Origin of the sequence: Marivita lacus (assembly GCF_014637725.1) — a bacterium.
GTDB classification, from domain to species: domain Bacteria; phylum Pseudomonadota; class Alphaproteobacteria; order Rhodobacterales; family Rhodobacteraceae; genus Marivita; species Marivita lacus.
Genome location: NZ_BMFC01000010.1, coordinates 97,223 through 115,867 on the forward strand (window position 1 = coordinate 97,223; position 18,645 = coordinate 115,867).

The following is an 18,645-nucleotide window of genomic DNA, read 5'->3' on the forward strand; positions in this document are numbered from 1 at the left end:
TTGTTGGAAAGGAACTAAGCCATGGAGTTCTCGCTCTTCGTGCACATGGAACGGCTGACGCCGGACCAGCCGCATGACCAGTTGAACGAAGAGTTCATTGCACTGTGCAAGATGGCGGACGAGGCCGGGATGCGGGCGATCTGGACCGGCGAGCATCACGGGATGGAATTCACCATCGCACCCAACCCCCTGATGTCCTTGGTGAATATCGCACATCATACCAAGAATGTGCGGCTTGGCACTGGCACCGTGATTGCGCCCTTCTGGCACCCGATCAAGCTGGCGGGCGAGGCGGCGTCGGCGGACTTGTTGACTGGCGGGCGGATCGAGCTTGGCATTGCGCGGGGCGCCTATTCCTATGAATACGAACGGCTGCGCCCCGGCATGGATGCCTGGGAGGCGGGACAGCGGATGAGGGAGATCACGCCGCTTCTGCGCAAGCTCTGGGCAGGGGATTGCGCGCATGAGGGCGAATATTTCCAGTTCCCCGCCACCACCTCGGCCCCCAAGCCGGTGCAGCCCGATGGCCCACCGATCTGGATTGCGGCACGCGATCCGAACAGCCACGAGTTCGGCGTCCATAACGGGTTCAACATTCAGGTCACGCCGCTTTGGATGGGGATGAGCGAGATCGAGACCCTGATGGGCCGCTTCGACGACGCCTGCGCCAGCCATGACGGGCCGCGCCCCAAGATCATGCTGCTGCATCACACCTATGTCGGCGCGGATGAGGCTGACGTGGCGGTTGCGGCACAGGAATTGTCGCGCTTTTATTGCTATTTCGGGGCATGGTTCCAGAACAAGCGGCCGGTTTCGCAAGGCCTGATCGCGCCGCTGACCGAGGATGAGATGGCGGCGAACACGTTGATGGCACCTGAGAACATGGCGCGAGACCTGACCATCGGGACGGCGGATCAGGTGATCGACCGGATCAGGCGCTATGCCGATCTGGGCTATGATGAATATTCCTTCTGGATCGACAGTGGCATGAGTTTCGACCGCAAGCGCGCCTCCTTGCAGCGCTTCATCGACGACGTGATGCCGGCCTTTCAGTGAGTGATCCAATGACCCAGCTTCCGCACTACCCGCTTTTCATTGACGGCACCTGGACCGAAGGGGGCAGCGGGCAGGTGATGACGTCGCAGAACCCGGCGACGGGCGAGGATTGGGCGACGTTCGCCTGCGCCGATGCCTCTGACGTGGATCGTGCGATCACGGCGGCGCGGCGGGCGCTGGACGATCCGCAATGGCGGGACATGACACAGACCCGGCGCGGCAAGCTGCTCTACCGGCTGGCTGACCTGATCGAGGAAAACGCCGAACGGATCGGCCGGGTCGAGACCACGGACAGCGGCAAGCTCTTGGCCGAGACCGCCAGCCAGACCGCCTATGTCGCGGATTATTACCGCTATTACGCGGGGCTCGCCGACAAGATCGAAGGCGCGGTCCTGCCCATCGACAAGCCGGACATGCATGTCTTCACCCGCCGCGAACCGATCGGGGTGGTCGTGGCCATCGTGCCGTGGAACGCGCAGATGTTCCTGACGGCCACCAAGCTGGGACCGGCGTTGGCGGCGGGATGCAGCGTGGTGCTCAAGGCGTCGGAAATCGCCCCCGCACCGATGCTTGAATTCGCGCGGCTGATCGAAGAGGCGGGCTTTCCGCCGGGTGTGGTGTCCGTGATCACCGGCGACGCCCAGAACTGCGCCATCCCGCTGACGCGCCACCTGGATGTGGACCGGATCGCCTTTACCGGCGGGCCTGAAACGGCACGCCACGTGGTCCGCAATTCGGCCGAGAATTTCGCGGTGACGACGCTGGAATTGGGTGGGAAATCCCCGATCCTGGTGTTCGAGGATGCCGATCTCGACGGTGCCGCGAACGGATTGATCGCGGGTAATTTCGGCGCGTCCGGGCAAAGCTGCGTCGCGGGCAGTCGTGGGCTGGTGCATCGGTCTGTGCTGGAGGCATTGATCGCGCGGATCGAGGAAAAGATGACCCATGTCGTCATCGGTGATCCTTTGGAAGCCACAACCCATGTCGGCCCTTTATGCACCGAGGCGCAGGTCAGCCGGATCGAGGCCACTCTGGCCGCCGCTGTCGAGGGCGGTGCGCGCCTGCGCTTCGGCGGCGCGCGGATCGACCGGCCGGGCAACTACATGGCGCCCACACTGGTTGAATGCGCCGATGCCGAGAGCGCAACGCTGAAGGTCGAGATGTTCGGCCCCGTCATGTCGCTCTTGCCGTTCGACACCGAGGACGAGGCCATCGCCTTGGCCAATGCCACGGAGTTCGGGCTTGGGTCGGGCGTGTTCACACAGAACATCGCCCGCGCGCATCGCGTGTCGGCCCGGATCAAGGCTGGGATTTGCTGGGTCAACACGTACCGCGCGGTGTCGCCCATCGCGCCCTTCGGCGGGTTCAACCAATCGGGCTACGGGCGCGAGGCGGGCACCGAGGCGATCCATGATTACACCCGCACCAAGACGGTCTGGATCAGCACGTCGGACACGCCGATGGCCAATCCGTTCGTGATGCGCTGAGGTGCAGATCGGACGGTCTGCGACATTGTGACGGCCACTACGTACATTTTCCAACCGGCGCGTTTGTTGCAACTCCGAAAATTGTCCCCACATACCGCCGAACATCGGGAGGATAAGTGATGTCGCCAACCGACAAGGTACGCACCCTGCCAAGCGGTCGCCTGTTGCGGTTGGACCGGTTGCGATCCGACGGCATCCTGACCCCCGAGGAATTGGCGTACTGCAAATCGGAAGCCATTCCTGTCGCGTTTGATCCGCTGCAAAGCGGGTGGATTTTGGCCGACGGGATCGACGATCTCAATCCGAAAGAGGTGATCGATCCGCGTCATCCCCGGTCCAGTCGGGACCACCCGGATATTGCACTTCACCTGCATCTGCGTCCGTGGGAGGCCAGCGACGCGCAGCGTCTGACCGACCTTCTTGACGACGCGGTGCTTTGGGACACCCTGCCAGAGCCGTATCCCGACCCGTTCACCGTGGATCTTGCCGAAACGCTGATCGAGATCGCGAATGACGGCCCTCATCATGAGGTCTACGCCGTTCTTCACGACGATCTGCCTGTCGGGCAAGTGCGGTTGCACCGTGATCCGGGTGGTACGGATTCGGGCCTGTCGGAACTCAGCTACTGGATCGGGCGCGCGTATTGGGGGCAGGGCATGGCCGGTGCCGCCGTCGTTGCGTTCGTCAATCAGAGCTTTGTGGAGGACCCATCCCTGAGCACGCTTATCGCGCGGGTCAAAGACGGCAACATGGCATCGCGGCGCGTGTTGGAAAAAGCGGGCTTCAAGTCAGACGGCGTGGCCGGGCCGGGCTGGTCGGTGTTTCGTCGTTCCCGCTGAACCCGGTCAGGAACAGCCACGTTCAGACAAGGCCGCCTCCGAAAACCGGACGCGGCCTTATGCATCACGCAAGATGCGAGCGCAGCATCCAGGCGAATTTCTCGTGGGTCTGGCCGCGCGCGATGCACAAGTCTTCGGTCAGCGTGTCACCATGCTTTGCGGCCAGTTCGCCCGCACCCGCGATGGTTTCGGCAAGCGTTTCCTGAGCTTCTTTCATCAGGCGGATCATGTCCTCTGCGGATGGTGCGCCGTCGGTCTCGGTCACCTTGGAGCGTTTGAGCATCCCGGCCAGCGTGCCTTCGGCATGGGCATCGAGCGCCTTGATCCGTTCCGCCAGATCGTCCTGCGCGACGAAATGGTCTTCGTAAATCTTCTGGAACAGGTCATGCAGCGGGCCAAAGGCCATGCCAGTCACGTTCCAATGGAAATTCTGGGCCAGCATCGTGGTCACCGCGGTTTCCGCCACACACTGGTTGAGGGCGTCCGCGATCTGCGTCGATGCGTCGGTCGATAGGGATTGTGCCGTTTGTGTCATTGTTCACCTCCTGCATGAATGAATCGGGTGCTGGCTGGCGGCGGGCTGGCTTGCACCATCAAGATAAGTCCCCGGTTCGGGGACAACAAGTTGTTTTAGAATCTTTCTAAATCCAATCAAAATTGTCGACCACGTTGCGCAGCAATGCAATCAGCGTACGCCGGGCATGTATGGGCACCCGCGAGTGCAGCAGAAAGGTGGCGCTGGACAGGTCCTCGCGCTTGAGGGCGCGGGCAAGGGCCAGCAGCCAGTCCTCGTCAAACGATGTTTCCGCCTCGCCGGGACGGAACCAGACGGGGCGTTGCCCGAGTGCCTGCGACAGGCACCGCATCAGCAGATCCGAGGCTGCCTGAAAGGCGACATGGCGCTCGCGGGACAGCGACGCGCAGGCACCAAAGAGATCGACATAGCTTTTGCAGCGCGCCGCGCTTGCGGTGAGTCGCAGGTGATCCAGAAAAGGCTCTATATCCGTGCGGATGCCCGGATCGCTGGTCTGGAGTTTTGAAATATCGCGTTGCGCTGCGGTCATTGCGTGCCTTTTGGACTTTGAGTGTCGGACGGGGGTTGATTGGCTGCGGCCCGGATCACGCCGCCTTGCCGCCCTTCAGAAGTTCGAGCTTCACTTTCTTCTTGCCGCATCGTTTGGCATAGGCGTCTTCCCAGTGCTTGTAACGGCCCATGCAGGTCTGTTGCGCAATGACGAGTTCGACAAACGCTTCGCGATGCGAATTCTTCTTGAGCGCCTTGAACGACGATTTCTGTGGTTTCGTCATCGAACATCCGATGCAATGGCCTTCGCGTTTGAATTTGCAAACGCCGATGCATGGGCTGGGTACTTTGGCCATGGTGTCCTCGCTTGAAAAAAGACGGCTGTCTTTGTCTGGCTGGGGCAGGGTCAGTGGAGCCTGCGGTTTGAAGAGATGGGGGTCTGGCGCGGCACCTGCGGGACGTGCCGGGTGATGTCTTTCATTGCAGCACCTACGCGCGCGGCCATCAGGGCCAAGGGTTCCGCGTGATGGGCGGGCGCGATCAGGCTTGCGATCAGGGCGGCTTCGGCAAGGTCGCCACGTTCGGCCTCGCTCACCAATGTGCGCAGAACAGCTTCGTCCGATCCGATGCAGCTGCAGCTCAGGCCATGACGCACCAGAGGTCTGCGGGCGCAGGTCACAAGTCGCGTAAGGAAGGTTTCGAACTGGCGCAGTTCTGTCCGGCCCTGTCGCGTGCCAAAGCAGCGCGCGAACTGACCCCAGACCTCGGCTTGCCCGTCGGGCCCGTCCATCCAGAGGCGCATCGACAGGATCAGCTTGGCTTCCCATGGCGCGATATCGGTCAGCTGACCGACAACGGTGCTGCCTGCTATGTCCAGCGTATCCTTCATTTGGTCAGGATCAGCTTTCCGGCGCGCGTGATGCGCAGGGTATAGGTCTGCCCGTCCAGCACGATTTCCGCCTTGAGTCCGTTCACGATCAGGTCGCGCGCGTCATAACTGGCGGTGCCGTCGATATCGTCGATGTTGCGCGGGTGCGGGAGGTTCTGCATCAGGCTCATCGTGCCTCTCCCGACCGAAGGCTGCGGTCGCGCTGCATGTCGATCAGCTGTTCAAGCGCGAAGCCTTCGATGGTGCCGTGGTCGCTGTTGGACTGGATCAGGTCGCACCATCCGAGAGCGCTTTGCTGCGCCGGCCCGGTCGGGGTTTTCGGCTCGGGTGTCGTCATGGGTCACTCCTTTCTCTGACATCCGGGCTGCCGCGGCGGTGGCTGGGATGGGTGCGCGTTTGCGCGTGATATAAAGCCGAGCAATTAAGTCGGATATAATCCCACTATCGTTATCCGACTTTTTTAGTCAAGAAAAAAGAGCGACATCAAAACGGCGCAGTCGCCTGCAACCCCGGCAGGGGTCAAAGGTGCTGCTTCCGCAGGTTTAGAGGGGTTTGCAGGCGTCAGGTCGCCTGAAGCGCGTTGATTTCCTGAATCGAGGTGAACCCTTCGAATTTCGGAGTGCCCACATAGAGCGTGCGTGTGTCGCCTGCACGGGCGTGGGACGCGCGGAATTCCGCGCTTGTGGTCCAGGCCCGGAAATGCGCTTCGGTGGCCCAGATCGTGTGTGAGGCAAAGAGCACGCTGCCCGCCTCTTCCGGTCCCCGGAGCATGTTGAACGAGACAAAGCCGTCCATCTCCTGCAGGCGGCTTTCGCGCGACAGCCACAGGTTTTCGAACTCTGACGCGTTTTCAAGCGGGACGGTAAAGCGGTTCATGGCAAGGTACATCGGGTCGGTTTCCTGTGTTCATCCGTGGGTTTGGCGCGATCCTATCAGGTCAGGCGCGCATAGGGCAGGGTGAAGACCAGCCTAGGGCGGCGCGGTCCGGCGGAATGTACCTTCAGATTTGGGAAATTCTCCAAGATGATGCAAGGCGCGATGTTCCCTGACCCCAAGGGTATCATTTGTACATATCTTTCATGACCTGCTGGTCTTGAACTCTTCGGGCCAAACTGCATAACTTCGCAGGCACCGTAAATTCTGCAAGTCAGGGGAAATCTTGCAAAGCATCGGAGACGCTCTTGGCCTTGCTGTCGCGCTGGTGCTGTCCGGTGATCCCGACCTGCTGGAAATCGTGCTGCTGTCGTTGCAGGTCAGCCTCACCGCCACCGTGCTTGCCTGCATGATCGGCCTGCCGATTGGCGCGCTTGTCGCGATTGGGCGGTTTCGCGGACGCAATGCAGTGCTGATCCTGATGAACGCGCTGATGGGATTGCCGCCCGTCGTGGTGGGGCTTTTGGTCTATCTGCACCTGTCGCGCTCCGGGCCGCTTGGATTTCTGGGGCTGCTCTATACGCCGACCGCGATGATCATTGCCCAGACGATCCTGATCGCCCCGATCATTGCGGCCCTGTCGCGGCAGGTTCTCGAAGATTTGCACACCGAATACGCCGACCAGTTTCGGTCCTTTTGCCTGACGCGGCTGCAGACGGTACAGGCATTGCTGTGGGATGCCCGCTATTCGCTCTTGACCGTGGGTCTGGCGGGGTTCGGGCGCGCCGTGGCAGAGGTGGGTGCGGTGATCATCGTGGGCGGCAATATCGACCATCTGACGCGGGTGATGACGACGGCGATTGCGCTCGAGACATCCAAGGGCGAACTTGGTCTGGCGCTGGCGCTTGGCATGATCCTTCTGGCGATTGCACTGGGTGTGAATGCGGCGGTGCAATCCGTGCGCATGACGGCCGCGCGGCAAGCCTATGTTTGATGCGTCGATGATGCGAACCGCCCCCGAGAGCCGCGCGACGCAGGTGTCACCGATCCTGCCTTTGACGATGCGGGACGTGGTGCTGCGGTTTGGCGGTGCGACGGTGCTGGACGGGGTGTCGCTGGATCTTGGCTCCCGTGGGTGCACCGTCATCATGGGGCCGAACGGGGCCGGAAAAAGCCTGTTGCTCAAGCTGATGCACGGATTGATCGCGCCGGGGTCGGGCGACATCCTGTGGGGTGGCGCCCGCCCGTCCGAAGTGATGTCGCGGCAGGCGCTGGTGTTTCAGAAGCCGGTTCTTTTGCGGCGCTCTGTGGCGGCGAATATCGACTTCGTGCTCAAGGCGCGGCGCAAGGACAGGTCACGGCGCACCGCGCTGCTGGAGCATGTCGGATTGCTGCACAAGGCGGATCAGCCCGCGCGTCTTTTGTCGGGCGGCGAGGCACAGCGTCTGGCGCTGGCGCGCGCGCTGGCCACCGATCCGGAGGTTCTGTTTCTCGACGAACCCACCGCCAGTCTCGATCCCGCATCGGTGCTGGCCATCGAACGGATCATGTCCGACGCTCGGCAGCGCGGCGTTCGGGTTGTTCTGGTGACGCATGACGTGGGACAGGCGCGGCGCATGGCGGATGATGTTGTGTTCCTGCACCGGGGCCGCATCGCGGAGCACAGCCCGGCATCCGACTTTTTCCCGGAACCGCGCTGCGCGGCGGCTCGGGATTACGTGAACGGCAGAATTGTCGTCTGACTTTTGCCAATAAATGAAGGAGGACCCCCCCATGTCTTCAAACCGCTTTGCCGCGACCGCTATCGCGATGATCCTTGCCGGTGCCGCTTCGGCACAGGACACGTCGATCATCGTGCAATCCACCACCTCCACGGCCAATTCGGGACTCTATGACTACCTTCTGCCGCTCTTTCAGGCGGAAACCGGCATCCAGGTGAACGTGGTTGCCGTGGGCACCGGGCAGGCGATCAAGAATGCCGAGAATTGCGATGGCGACGTGCTTCTGGTCCATGCCAAGGCGTCCGAGGAAAAGTTCGTCGCCGACGGCTTCGGTACGGAACGGATTGACCTGATGTACAACGATTTCGTTGTCGTCGGCCCGGCCTCTGATCCGGCGGGTGTGGTCGGAATGACCGATGTGCAGGCTGCATTGACCCAGATCGCCGAACAGGGTGTCATGTTCGCGTCGCGCGGTGACGATAGCGGCACGCACAAGAAAGAGCTGTCTCTCTGGGCCAGCACGGATGTCGATCCGACCGCGTCAAGCGGTGGGTGGTATCGCGAGACCGGATCGGGCATGGGTGCCACGCTGAACGCGGGGATCGGCATGGGGGCTTATGTTCTCACCGACCGCGCCACATGGATCAGCTTTGGCAACAAGCAGGATTACCAGATCAGCGTTCAGGGTGATGACGACCTGTTCAACCAGTATGGTGTGATCCCGGTCAGCCCGGAAAAATGCCCGAACGTGAATATCGACGCGGCGCAGACTCTTGCCGACTGGTTGGTGTCTGCCGAAGGTCAGGAGGCGATCGCCGCATACACGGTCGCCGATCAGCAGTTGTTCTTTCCGAACGCTCCGACAAACTGAGGTTGCTTACCGCCGATCCGGTGATGAAAAAACCCTGCCCCGCGTTGCTACGCGGAGCAGGGCTCCCTGTCACACTCATACTGACAAACCAATCAAGGACAGGGATTCCGAAGCGGTCAGGGGATCATTGCACCCGCCGCCGTGTCTGTGCCTGAAAGATCCAGAGCCTGCAGCCCGGGACCTCGAGAGCAGTTCCGTCGGGTCTCATGCGCCATGGTCCCGTGGCATCCGTAGCCCAGGAAACGATTGGCGACAGGCTCAGCGAGACCTGTCGCGGATCGGGTGTCGCAGGTCAGGGGAGGGGCCGTTTCATCACTGGAATCACCCGTCATGGGGCCTTGCAAAAAGGTGGTAAGAACGCGGCCATCGTAGCGTGGCGCTTTCACCGATCCGAGCAGGGCGTCATTTGCGGCGGAAAACACGGTCTCGGACACCTTACTCGCCCTGGGGCAATCTTTACTTTTCAACTTGGCATCTTTAGTTTCTATCTTTCCACTGTCAAGATTTGTTTCCCCACCTGCACGAAAGTTTTGTGACATGCGCGGTCCGGTTCCTCCGAAACCCTATCACCACGGCGATTTGCGCCGCGCCATTCTGGACGCGGGTGAGGCGGAACTGTCCGAGAAAGGCGTTATTGGGTTTTCGCTGCGCCATGTCGCGACCCGCGTGGGGGTCAGCCATACGGCCCCTGCGCATCATTTCGGTGATACAGCGGGCCTGTTGGATGCCTTGGCAGAACGAGGATTCCTGCGGCTGATCGACTGCATGCAGGCGCGGCAGGATCGCACGGCTGAGGCCCCCTATGAACAGCTGATTGCCACCGGGCAGGGCTATCTGGATTTCGCCCTGTCCAATTCGGCCATGTTCCGGCTGCTCTTCGGCTCGCGCGAACCGCCGAAGGACGGGTCCGATCTGCAGGCCGCTGCACTGGGAGCTTTCCTGCATCTTGCCAAGGCGGTCGGCGCGCTGCGCGGCTGCGACCCGATGCAGCACCCGCAGGAACGCATCCTTGTTCTGGCCTGCTGGACTCGCGCGCATGGTTTGGCTGACTTGATCCTGTCGGGTTATATCGACCTTCCGGATGGAGAGCAGGAGCGGGACGCGTTCTTTCGGCAGATGCTGGAGGCGGACGTCACGCCTGCGGGCATGGCACATCCCTGATCTGCGACAAGATCGGTTTGGATGCGGCCGCTTCAGAAGAAGATATCGTCCAAGATCTCGCCATCCGTCTGTGCCTGTGTGTCCTCGGGCCCGGGTTCTGCGGTCTCTGGGATCTCCACGGAGGCACGCAACAGCTTGCGATGGATCAGGCGCTCGCGCTCCATCGTGTACGTGTTGAACATCTCGGCCGCGACGCCGCCCGTCTTTTCCGGGAAACCGTCATCCTGAAGATCGACCGCAAAATGCCGGGCGGTTCTTTCGATGAGATGCGCGTGATCCGTCACCGGGCCGAGCCATCCGCGCGATCCGTCGAGTGTCTTTCGGATCGCGGAGACGATTTCGGCACTCCGGTAGGCGGCATCACCGATCTCGCGGACACCGTCCGACACGTGACGGACCGCACCTTGCGGGAGTGCGTTTGCCCGTTGGCAGGCCGCCTCGAGCAGGCCGATCGCCTCGCTTGCCAGAATCGTCATTTCGGCGAGTTCGGTTTTGACGACAGGCAGGCGATCCGAGACGTCGCGGGCAAGCTGCTGCAACTGCCCGGCAATTTCGCGCAAAGCAAGACCGCGCCGACCCAGCCGGGCGCAGGCGATCACGGCGTTGATGCCGATCATCCGCATGTGCGTCTCGAAAAGTTCGCCCGCCGCGATGACCTTGGTCAGGGCGTCGAATTCCCGTGACAGGGACCGCGCGAACTCCATGAGCACGCCCTGTATACCGACGGCTTGCCCAATCCTGTCCTCGATGTCTTCGAGGCCGGACTTCAGTCGGCGCGACCCGTTGCGCTGTTCGAAGATCATCAGGTGGTCGCGCAGCAGCATCAGGATGCCATCCTGCAGCGCCGTTGATCCGTCGCGGACAGCCTCCACCGCATCGACATGCGCCGCTGCGATGTCCTGCATCTGACGCGCAGCCAAGGCAGTCAGCGCGTCGGCCTCGTCCGGTGCGCCGGGGATATGTTCGAGAATGACCTGAACATGTTCCAGCCGCTGCCGCGTGGTGTCGCCGATCTGCAAACCCGAGACGGCGATGGCAGACGCGCCCATCAGCGCCTTGGAGCGGTCAGCGATGTCCGCGCTGGCTGATCCCAGTTTCGTGATATGGGACTCGAACGTGCCAAGCGCGGTGTTCAGAGATGCGACCGGGCCCTTGAGGCTGGAGGTCAGCAGATCACCCAGAAGGCGTGCATGGTCCAGCGCATCTCCGCTGCCTGCCTTGATCCGTTGCATCGCCTCGTCCAGCCCGCCGAGGATGGTTCCCAGTTCGGCGACAAGGCGGGTGGCGTCCTCGGTGAAGCCGGTCAGGTTGGACCGGCTGTCCCGATGTCCGACCGAAGTCGTGGCAACGGTGATCCTCGCATTCAGAACGACGATGTTCATCATCTTGAGGCTGTCACGCAGGTCGCGCACCTGACCGTCAACACCGCGCGCACGCTCCATCAGCGCCGGCAGGATCCCGAGCGCCTTGAAGACCTCGTCCGACAGCGCCCGCATTTCGCTGTCATGCCACTGGCTGTGCTGTCGCAGTTCGGTCAGAGTGCCCTTCGCGTTCATTTCGTCAAAGAGGGCAAGCACGCTCTGCGTCTGACCCAAGGCACCCGAGATGGCCACAAGGTGATCACCTGCTTCAAGGAACACGTCCTCGGTCTTCCGGCACAGCTCTGCAACCGCCCGGTCACGTGCCGCGCTATCCGCAATGCCGGTCGCTGACCCACCCGGGGTCAGACGCGGATCGGACCACATGTCCTTCATCGGATCAGCTCGCCTTGCGAAGTTTGCCACCGAACCAGCCCATGATTTCTCCGGGCATGTCCGACAGGGGGGCAATCTTGTCGACAACCCCGGCCTCGATGGCAGAGCGCGGCATGCCGAAGACCACGCAGCTTGCCTCGTCCTGCGCCACGGTATAGCCGCCACATTGCTGGATTTCTGCAAGACAGGTCGCACCATCGTCGCCCATGCCGGTCAGCAACACGCCCATGGCATTCTCGCCAGCGGCCTGTGCGGCAGAGCGGAACAGCACATCGACCGAAGGCCGGTGGCGCGACACGTATGGCCCGCCAACGACCTCGACCACGTAGCCACGGCCCTCGCGGTGCACCACGAGGTGCTGATCGCCTGGCGCGATCAGGGCACAGCCAGCTTGCAGCACATCCCCCGAGCGCGCCTCGGTCACGTCGATCTTGCTGCGCCCGTCGAGCCGCCGGGCCAGCGGACCGGTGAATTCCGCAGGCATGTGCTGGACGATGGCAATGGCCGGAGCGTTCTCCGGAAGCCCCGTCAGGACCTGCCGCAGCGCGTCCGGTCCGCCGGTTGACGATCCGATCACGACCAGAGGCGTTGGCGCAGCCTTCCGGATGGCCGGTTGCCGGGTCAGAATTTTGTCGGGTGACAGCCGCCCGTCGCTGCGGCCCTCATCTGTGTTGTTGCCACGATGTGTCACGCCGGGTTTCCCGCCGACCGCCGTGCGCACCGCCTGACCGATCCGCAACCCCGCCCGGGCACGCGCGTCGATTGTGGTGAGATCGGGCTTTGCCAGAACCTCGGCCGCGCCAAGGTCGAGCGCGGTCATCGCGGCGATCGACCCCGTCTGCGAGTGGCTGGAGCAGACGATGACCGGCACGGGGCATTGCGCCATGATCTTTTTCAGGAAGGTCAGCCCGTCCATCCGGGGCATCTCGATGTCCAGCAGGATCGCGTCCGGCAGATCGTCGCGCATGCGCTCGACGGCGACGAACGGATCGCTGGCGGTGCCGAACAGCGTCAGGCCGGGATCGGCGTTGATGATCGCCGAAAAGGCCGTTCTGACGGCAACGCTGTCATCGACGATCAGAACGCTGATGGGTTTTGTCATATCTATGGTTCCTTGCGATAGATCGCCGGTGCGACCTGGCGGAAATGTGACATACGTACGATCATGCTTTCGGAATTACCGACAAAGAGGTGCCCGCCCGGCGCAACATGCCGAGCGACCTTGCGCAGCACGGCAAGCTGATCCTCGGGATCGAAATAGATCAGGACGTTGCGCAGGAAGATGACATCAAGATTGGCGTCGACCTCGTACTCGTCGTTCATCAGGTTCAGCTTCTTGAAATGGACGCGGTTGCGCAGAAGCGGCGCGATGCGCCACTTGCCCTGCCATTCCTTCTGCCCCTCGAACAGGTAGCGCGCGCGCAACGCATCCGGCACCGGGTCGATCACCGTTCCGGAGTAGATGCCCCGGCGCGCATGTTCGAGGACCCGGCCCGAGATATCCGTGCCGAGAACCCTCCAGTTGAAATCGGGCGAGACCAGCGCGTGTTCGGCAAACAGCATAGCCATGCTGTAGGGTTCTGCCCCGGTCGAGGATGCGGCACTCCATGCCCTGAACATCGCGGTGCCGTTTTGCTGCGTCCGGCCCCCAAGAATGGTGTCCCGCAGGTATTGAAAATGGTCTTTCTCCCGAAAGAAATCGGTCTTGTTGGTCGTGACTGTCTCTTCGATATGGACCATCTCGGATCTCAGCCCGCCCTCCACGAAAAGGTGGCGGAAATAGTCCTGAATGTCCCGCAGCCCAAGTGCCTGCACACGGCTGCCCAACCGCGCCTCGATCATGTTGCGCTTGGTTTGTGGAATGCAGATTCCGATCGTGTCGTGCACCATGCGCGTGAAACTGTCGAAGCCCTGCTGCGCCTTCGTGTTTGCTGTCGGGTTCATGATAAGGTCATGCCACACTGAGCTCGGGGGCCAGACCGGCAAAGATCCGGTCCATGTCGAGCACGGTGACAATGGCGCCGTGACGACGGCCGATGCCCGCGATCATGCGGTCCCGCCAGTTGAAGAGCCCGGCGACCGGGAGTTCCTCCAGATCGTCATTGTCCAGCGCCGTGACCTCGATCACGCGGTCGGCGCGGAACGAAACCACGGTGCGACGCCCTTCGGTTTGAACCCAGAGGACGACGATGCGCGACATCTCGGTGTCGGCTGTTGGTGCCATGCCCAACATTGCCCGCAGATCGGCGACCGCGACGCCACTGCCTCTCACATCAATCATCCCCAGAAGGTGCGGCGGCGCGTTCGGCAGCCGGGTGATGGGACGCAGATCGAGGATTTCCTGAACCCGTTCGACTGGCAGCGCGAACATCTCGTCGTCACAGGCCAGTGTCAGAACGGAACCGAGCGTGGACATCAACGGGCACTCCGGGGGCGGAAATTGCTGTCCAGATCATCTTCGGTGTTGCGCAGGTCGAAATCGAACCCGCCCTGAGCCTTCCGGTCCTTGCTGGCAACAAGGCGGATCGCGGTCTTGGCCGGGGCACGCATGAAGGCAGGCGCTTCGGTTTGCACGTCGTCCGAGACAAGGAAGAACTTGATCGCGGCCTGCAGCTGTTCGGCCTGGCTGGCCAGCGCTTCGGCGGTGGTGGACATCTCGTCTGCCGCCGAGGTGTTTTCCTGGGTCACCTTGTCAAGCTGCTGGATGGCGATGTTGACCTGCGTGGCGCCGGCATCCTGTTCCTGGCTGGCACGGGAAATCTCGGCCACGAGATGCGATGTGCGTTCGATATCGGGCACCAGGTCCTGGAGCATATCGCCCGCTTCGCGTGCCGCCCGCACCGTGTTGCCCGAGAGGTTGGAAATCTCGCCTGCTGCGGATTGGCTGCGTTCGGCCAGCTTGCGCACTTCGGAGGCCACAACCGCGAACCCGCGCCCATGTTCACCGGCGCGGGCTGCTTCGACCGCCGCGTTGAGAGCCAGCAGATCGGTCTGGCGCGCGATTTCCTGCACCACCAGGATTTTCTCGGCGATGGTCTGCATGGCCGTGACGGCACGGGCCACCGCTTCTCCGCTCTCGCGTGCATCCGCAGCGGATTTGAGCGCCATTTTCTCGGTGTCAGAGGCGTTCTTCGCGCTTTGCTTGATGTTGGCGGCCATCTGTTCCATCGACGCAGAGGCTTCTTCGGTCGCGCTGGCCTGTTCGGTGGCACCCTGGCTGAGCGCTTCGGAGGTCGAAGACATTTCCGCCGCGCCAGAGGCCACGTCGCGCGATGCGGTCGATACGTTAGCCACCACATCGCGCAAACGCAGGACCATGGTGTTTAGAACCGACAGCAAGTCGCCGATTTCGTCATTGCTTCGTTTATCGATGGTTTTGCCAGGTCGCCATTCGCAACGCCCTCGGCCAGACGAACGGCCGACGCAAGCGCGCGTTTCATGCGGTTTGTGAACACCCAGACGATCACAAGCGAGGTGAGTATCACGAGCAGGCTGATGACGCTGATCACGATCTGCGTCTGGCGGGCGATTGTCTGGCCCGCAACGGTCTGGCGGTCTGCTTCGCCAAGCTGGTACTGGGTCAGATCGCCCAGCGACTGGTAGATCGGGTCAATGGCGATATAGAAGGACTCCCGCATGTAATCGCGGACAATACCCCGGTTTTCGGTTTCGATGAGGGTCGCTAACTGCTCCAACGCGCGGTCGGCAGCGCCCTTGTTGGCGGCAACGGCATCCTTCAGGATCACCTCTTCCGGTGTCAGGTAGGTCAGGAGGTACGCGCCCCAGAGTTCTTCGATGCGGGCCTGCTTGCGATCGACAATCGTCGATGCGTCCTGCCAGCTGATCTCGCCGGCCCAGACCGCGTCGACGATGATGCGGGACTCGGAGACGTAAAGGTCGTTGATTTCCTTGAGTTGCTGCACCGGAACGATGCGATCGGCAAAGATCGTCTCCATGCGGTCCAGGATTCTCTCCATGCCGAACAGCCCCGCCACTCCGACGACGATCATGGCGACAAAGGTCAATGCCTGCAGGGCGATGATCTTGGACGAAAGGCTGCGAAAAAAGCCTTTCGGGGCGGAGGTTTGCAGTGTCATCACGCGGATACCTTTTCATTCACCGCGTCTGCGGCACTGTATGTTTTGAAAATCATGTCGAGGTCGGGGAACATCACGAAAGCACCCCTGTGCCGGCCGATGCCCAGAACGAATTCCGGTGGCCATGGAGATCCGACAGGGGGGACATCGCCGATATCGGCCGTGTTCATGATCGTAACCTCTTCGACCTGATCCGCCAGAACGGCCACGGTCGTTTTTTCGTCCCCGTTGCGCAGATCGAGTACCAGCACGCGGGTGTCCTCGGTCGCCGCGCTGTGGGGAATGCGCAGCGCGACCCGCAGATCGGTCAGCGGAACCACCACACCGCGCACATTGATCAGGGCAGTGGCAAAACTGCCCGATTGCGGCACGCGGGTGATCGGTACCATCTCGAGGATTTCGCGCAGGTATTCTGCCGGAATGGCCAGCTTCTCGCTGCCAAGCCGAAAGGTGAGGATGTCGATTTGGCAATCGCGTTTCATGCGGCGACCCCGCGTCTGGCGCGCAATTCCAGGTCTCGGCCAAGCATGACAAGCTGGTTGGCGTCGAGGATCAGCGCGACCGTGCCATCGCCAAGGATCGTGGCCCCGGAAAAGAACTTCAGACCGGCATGGAACTGCGACAGCTGTTTGATGACGGTCTGGTAATTGCCGATGATGCGATCAACGACCAGTCCGACGCGTCCCCCGGTCGAAGAGACCACAACGACCTTCTGGAATTCGGGCGGTGCACCGTCGATGTCGAACAAGTGCCGCAAGCGCAGGAAGGGCACAAGGTCGCCGCGAATGTTCAGGTAGGACGATCCGCCACTGCTCACCACATGCTGCGCCGGAAGCTCCACGCATTCCTCGACTGCGGCCAGCGGGATGGTGTAGCGTTCGCCGCCCACGTCGATCAGCATGCCGTCGATGATCGCAAGGGTCAGCGGCAGGCGCAGGGTCAGCGTCGTGCCTTGCCCCGGTTCGGAGGCAAGGTCGATCTCGCCGCGCAACGACCCGATGGTGCGCATGACCACATCCATCCCGACACCGCGCCCCGACAGTTCGGTGACCTTGTCCACCGTGGAAAACCCCGGTTGAAAGATCATGCGGAAGATCTCGCTTTCGCTCAGATCGTCCTTGGCCGAGATCAGACCGCGGCTGATCGCCCGTTCCCGGATTTTCCCGGGGTTCAGACCGCGGCCATCGTCGCGCACGGTGATCAGAACTTCGGCACCCGAATAGCGCGCGCCGAGTTCGATCATCCCGGTTTCCGGTTTTCCCGCCGCGCGCCGCTCCTCCGGGCGTTCCAGCCCGTGATCAACAGCATTGCGCAGGATATGCACCAGCGGGTCGGCCAGCAGTTCGATGACAGTCTTGTCCAGTTCGGTGTCTTCACCAACCGTGACAAAGTCGAGCGGTTTGCCCAGCGACGCCGACAGATCGCGCATCAGGCGCCGGAACCGTCCCAGAATGCTTCCGATGGGCACCATGCGCATCGACATCGTGGCATCCCGCAGACCGGCGACAAGGCGCTGAATGTCTTCGGCCACGGCCATCATCGCGGGGTCGCTTGTCGCCTCGGTCAGGGCCTGCAACCGCGCGTCGGCGATGACCAGCTCTCCAACACGGTCCATCAATTCGTCCAGCCGTTCGGTGGCGACCCGCATGGTTTCGCCCGCACTCGGTGGACTCGCTGGTTGGGCCTTCGGCAGTGCGGGCAGCTCGGTCCCAGGGTCCGCGATCGGGGCTTGCAGGGATTGCGGTGCCTCCGGAGCAAAGGACAGCTGTTCAACACGGCGTTCGACGGTCAGGTCCATGTCATCGCGCACGAAGATGAACACCATGTCGATATCGGCGTCGGACAGATCGGCAGCGATTTCGATCTCCCACCCGACATGGCAATCGGTCGGGTCAAGATCGCCCAGCGTCGGAACCCGGTCCTCAAGCGCGCGTATGGTGGTGTCGCCGAACCCGCGCAGTTCGTCGATCAGCAGGGCGGGGTTGGTGCCAAGTCGCAAGGCATCCGTGCCCAGCCAGAAGCGGACAATCGTCATGACATTGCCAGAGGGGCCGTTTTCGACCGGTTGCGGGCTCTGCGCGGTGTCTTGCGTGGCGGTAGGAGCATCCGCTTCAACGGTGGGCATCAGACGGCCAAGGTTGGCAAGGATGCGCCGGTTTTCCGCCTCGGTGCCTTCGGTGCTCTGCATCAGCTTGCCGATCTGGTCACAGGCCTGAAGCGACAGGCCAATCAGGTCGTAAGTCACCACCGCGCGCCCATTGCGCAGGTCGTCAAAGGCCGTTTCGAATTCATGCACGAACTGCGAAAGCTCGGTAAACCCGAACATCGCACCCGATCCCTTGATCGTGTGCATGCTGCGGAAAATCGAATTGATCAGCTCCGTATCCGAGGGCCGGGCTTCAAGATCCATCAGGCCTTTCTCGATGGAGTGCAGAAGCTCCGTGGCCTCCTGCCTGAAGATCTCGGCCCCGATATCGTCAACTTCGCTCATGCGCCGACGATCTTTTTCACAACGGCAAGGATCTGGGTCTGGTCGAACGGTTTGACCATCCATCCCGTCGCACCCGCCTCCTTGGCCTGCGCTTTCAGCGCCGCGTCGCTGTCCGTGGACAGGAATACGACCGGCACACCCACGGAGTGCGGCGTTTCGCGGTACTTGCGGATAAAGCCCAGACCGTCGAGCCGCGGCATGTTCTGGTCGGTCAGAACCGCATCGACATGAACCGAGGTCGCCTTTTCGAGCGCGTCCTGACCGTCCACCGCTTCGATGATGCCATACCCGGCGGCTTCAAGCGTCATTCGGACCATCATGCGAACAGACGGAGAGTCGTCTACGACGAGAACGGTTTTTGCCATGTCATGTTATCCTTGTT

General features: G+C 62.0%; 23 protein-coding genes. 7 read left to right on the forward strand and 16 right to left on the reverse strand.

Going from position 1 to position 18,645, the window contains the following annotated elements; genetic code table 11:
* Positions 1–21: 21 nt before the first annotated feature.
* From IEV82_RS16855 to IEV82_RS16865, 3 genes are all read left to right on the forward strand, one after another.
* Positions 22–1,056 (forward strand): LLM class flavin-dependent oxidoreductase, encoded by a 1,035-nt coding sequence (locus tag IEV82_RS16855; RefSeq protein WP_188483195.1) that lies wholly within the window; start codon positions 22–24, stop codon positions 1,054–1,056.
* A gap of 8 nt (positions 1,057–1,064) precedes the next feature.
* Positions 1,065–2,543, forward strand: coding sequence for an aldehyde dehydrogenase (locus tag IEV82_RS16860; RefSeq protein ID WP_188483196.1), 1,479 nt, complete (start codon positions 1,065–1,067; stop codon positions 2,541–2,543).
* Between the two features lie 119 nt (positions 2,544–2,662).
* Positions 2,663–3,382, forward strand: coding sequence for a GNAT family N-acetyltransferase (locus IEV82_RS16865; RefSeq protein WP_188483197.1), 720 nt, complete (start codon positions 2,663–2,665; stop codon positions 3,380–3,382).
* A gap of 64 nt (positions 3,383–3,446) precedes the next feature.
* On the opposite strand, the gene IEV82_RS16870 is transcribed toward IEV82_RS16865, so the two are convergent.
* The 7 genes from IEV82_RS16870 to hmuQ all read right to left on the reverse strand — a co-directional run bounded on the left by IEV82_RS16870 (position 3,447) and on the right by hmuQ (position 6,183).
* Positions 3,447–3,917: a Dps family protein gene (locus tag IEV82_RS16870; RefSeq protein ID WP_188483198.1), complete on the reverse strand. Its 471-nt coding sequence runs from the start codon at positions 3,915–3,917 to the stop codon at positions 3,447–3,449.
* 106 nt (positions 3,918–4,023) lie between these two features.
* Positions 4,024–4,446 carry a hypothetical protein gene (locus tag IEV82_RS16875; RefSeq protein WP_188483199.1) on the reverse strand — a complete coding sequence of 141 codons (423 nt, stop codon included), beginning with the start codon at positions 4,444–4,446 and terminating at the stop codon, positions 4,024–4,026.
* A gap of 55 nt (positions 4,447–4,501) precedes the next feature.
* On the reverse strand, positions 4,502–4,762 hold the full coding sequence (locus IEV82_RS16880; protein WP_188483200.1) for a DUF1289 domain-containing protein: 261 nt from the start codon (positions 4,760–4,762) through the stop codon (positions 4,502–4,504).
* A gap of 50 nt (positions 4,763–4,812) precedes the next feature.
* A complete protein-coding gene (locus tag IEV82_RS16885) occupies positions 4,813–5,295 on the reverse strand; it encodes a hypothetical protein (protein ID WP_188483201.1) in 483 nt (160 codons plus the stop codon).
* Entirely contained in the window at positions 5,292–5,456 is a 165-nt protein-coding gene (gene hemP, locus IEV82_RS16890; protein WP_229747890.1) for a hemin uptake protein HemP, read from the reverse strand. Before hemP ends, IEV82_RS16885 begins: the two co-directional genes overlap by 4 nt.
* Before the next feature lie 5 nt (positions 5,457–5,461).
* Positions 5,462–5,632: a hypothetical protein gene (locus IEV82_RS16895; RefSeq protein WP_188483203.1), complete on the reverse strand. Its 171-nt coding sequence runs from the start codon at positions 5,630–5,632 to the stop codon at positions 5,462–5,464.
* 224 nt (positions 5,633–5,856) lie between these two features.
* Entirely contained in the window at positions 5,857–6,183 is a 327-nt protein-coding gene (gene hmuQ / locus IEV82_RS16900; protein ID WP_188483204.1) for a heme-degrading protein HmuQ, read from the reverse strand.
* 271 nt (positions 6,184–6,454) lie between these two features.
* Here hmuQ and IEV82_RS16905 point away from each other — a divergent pair, with 271 nt between their 5' ends.
* The 4 genes from IEV82_RS16905 (at position 6,455) to IEV82_RS16920 (ending at position 9,921) form a co-directional block, all read left to right on the forward strand.
* A complete protein-coding gene (locus tag IEV82_RS16905; RefSeq protein ID WP_188483205.1) occupies positions 6,455–7,162 on the forward strand; it encodes an ABC transporter permease in 708 nt (235 codons plus the stop codon).
* 7 nt (positions 7,163–7,169) lie between these two features.
* Positions 7,170–7,910: an ATP-binding cassette domain-containing protein gene (locus IEV82_RS16910; protein WP_229747882.1), complete on the forward strand. Its 741-nt coding sequence runs from the start codon at positions 7,170–7,172 to the stop codon at positions 7,908–7,910.
* Between the two features lie 31 nt (positions 7,911–7,941).
* On the forward strand, positions 7,942–8,760 hold the full coding sequence (locus IEV82_RS16915; RefSeq protein WP_229747883.1) for an ABC transporter substrate-binding protein: 819 nt from the start codon (positions 7,942–7,944) through the stop codon (positions 8,758–8,760).
* Between the two features lie 537 nt (positions 8,761–9,297).
* Positions 9,298–9,921 carry a TetR/AcrR family transcriptional regulator gene (locus IEV82_RS16920; protein ID WP_188483207.1) on the forward strand — a complete coding sequence of 208 codons (624 nt, stop codon included), beginning with the start codon at positions 9,298–9,300 and terminating at the stop codon, positions 9,919–9,921.
* A 32-nt stretch (positions 9,922–9,953) separates the two neighbouring features.
* Here IEV82_RS16920 and IEV82_RS16925 read toward each other — a convergent pair whose 3' ends face one another.
* From IEV82_RS16925 to IEV82_RS16960, 9 genes are read right to left on the reverse strand one after another with little or no spacing between them, the layout of a single operon-like run.
* Positions 9,954–11,675, reverse strand: a complete 1,722-nt coding sequence (locus IEV82_RS16925; protein ID WP_188483208.1) for a hypothetical protein — start codon at positions 11,673–11,675, stop codon at positions 9,954–9,956.
* Positions 11,676–11,679: 4 nt separating this feature from the next.
* Positions 11,680–12,777, reverse strand: a complete 1,098-nt coding sequence (locus tag IEV82_RS16930; RefSeq protein ID WP_188483209.1) for a protein-glutamate methylesterase/protein-glutamine glutaminase — start codon at positions 12,775–12,777, stop codon at positions 11,680–11,682.
* Between the two features lie 2 nt (positions 12,778–12,779).
* Positions 12,780–13,619, reverse strand: coding sequence for a CheR family methyltransferase (locus tag IEV82_RS16935; RefSeq protein WP_188483210.1), 840 nt, complete (start codon positions 13,617–13,619; stop codon positions 12,780–12,782).
* Positions 13,620–13,626: 7 nt separating this feature from the next.
* Positions 13,627–14,091 carry a chemotaxis protein CheW gene (locus IEV82_RS16940; protein WP_188483211.1) on the reverse strand — a complete coding sequence of 155 codons (465 nt, stop codon included), beginning with the start codon at positions 14,089–14,091 and terminating at the stop codon, positions 13,627–13,629.
* A complete protein-coding gene (locus IEV82_RS23690) occupies positions 14,091–14,993 on the reverse strand; it encodes a methyl-accepting chemotaxis protein (protein ID WP_373285243.1) in 903 nt (300 codons plus the stop codon). Before IEV82_RS23690 ends, IEV82_RS16940 begins: the two co-directional genes overlap by 1 nt.
* A 5-nt stretch (positions 14,994–14,998) precedes the next feature.
* Positions 14,999–15,772: an MCP four helix bundle domain-containing protein gene (locus IEV82_RS23695; protein ID WP_229747884.1), complete on the reverse strand. Its 774-nt coding sequence runs from the start codon at positions 15,770–15,772 to the stop codon at positions 14,999–15,001.
* Positions 15,772–16,254, reverse strand: a complete 483-nt coding sequence (locus IEV82_RS16950; RefSeq protein ID WP_188483212.1) for a chemotaxis protein CheW — start codon at positions 16,252–16,254, stop codon at positions 15,772–15,774. Before IEV82_RS16950 ends, IEV82_RS23695 begins: the two co-directional genes overlap by 1 nt.
* On the reverse strand, positions 16,251–18,263 hold the full coding sequence (locus IEV82_RS16955; protein ID WP_188483213.1) for a chemotaxis protein CheA: 2,013 nt from the start codon (positions 18,261–18,263) through the stop codon (positions 16,251–16,253). Before IEV82_RS16955 ends, IEV82_RS16950 begins: the two co-directional genes overlap by 4 nt.
* Positions 18,260–18,628: a response regulator gene (locus IEV82_RS16960; protein WP_188483214.1), complete on the reverse strand. Its 369-nt coding sequence runs from the start codon at positions 18,626–18,628 to the stop codon at positions 18,260–18,262. Before IEV82_RS16960 ends, IEV82_RS16955 begins: the two co-directional genes overlap by 4 nt.
* Positions 18,629–18,645 lie beyond the last annotated feature (17 nt).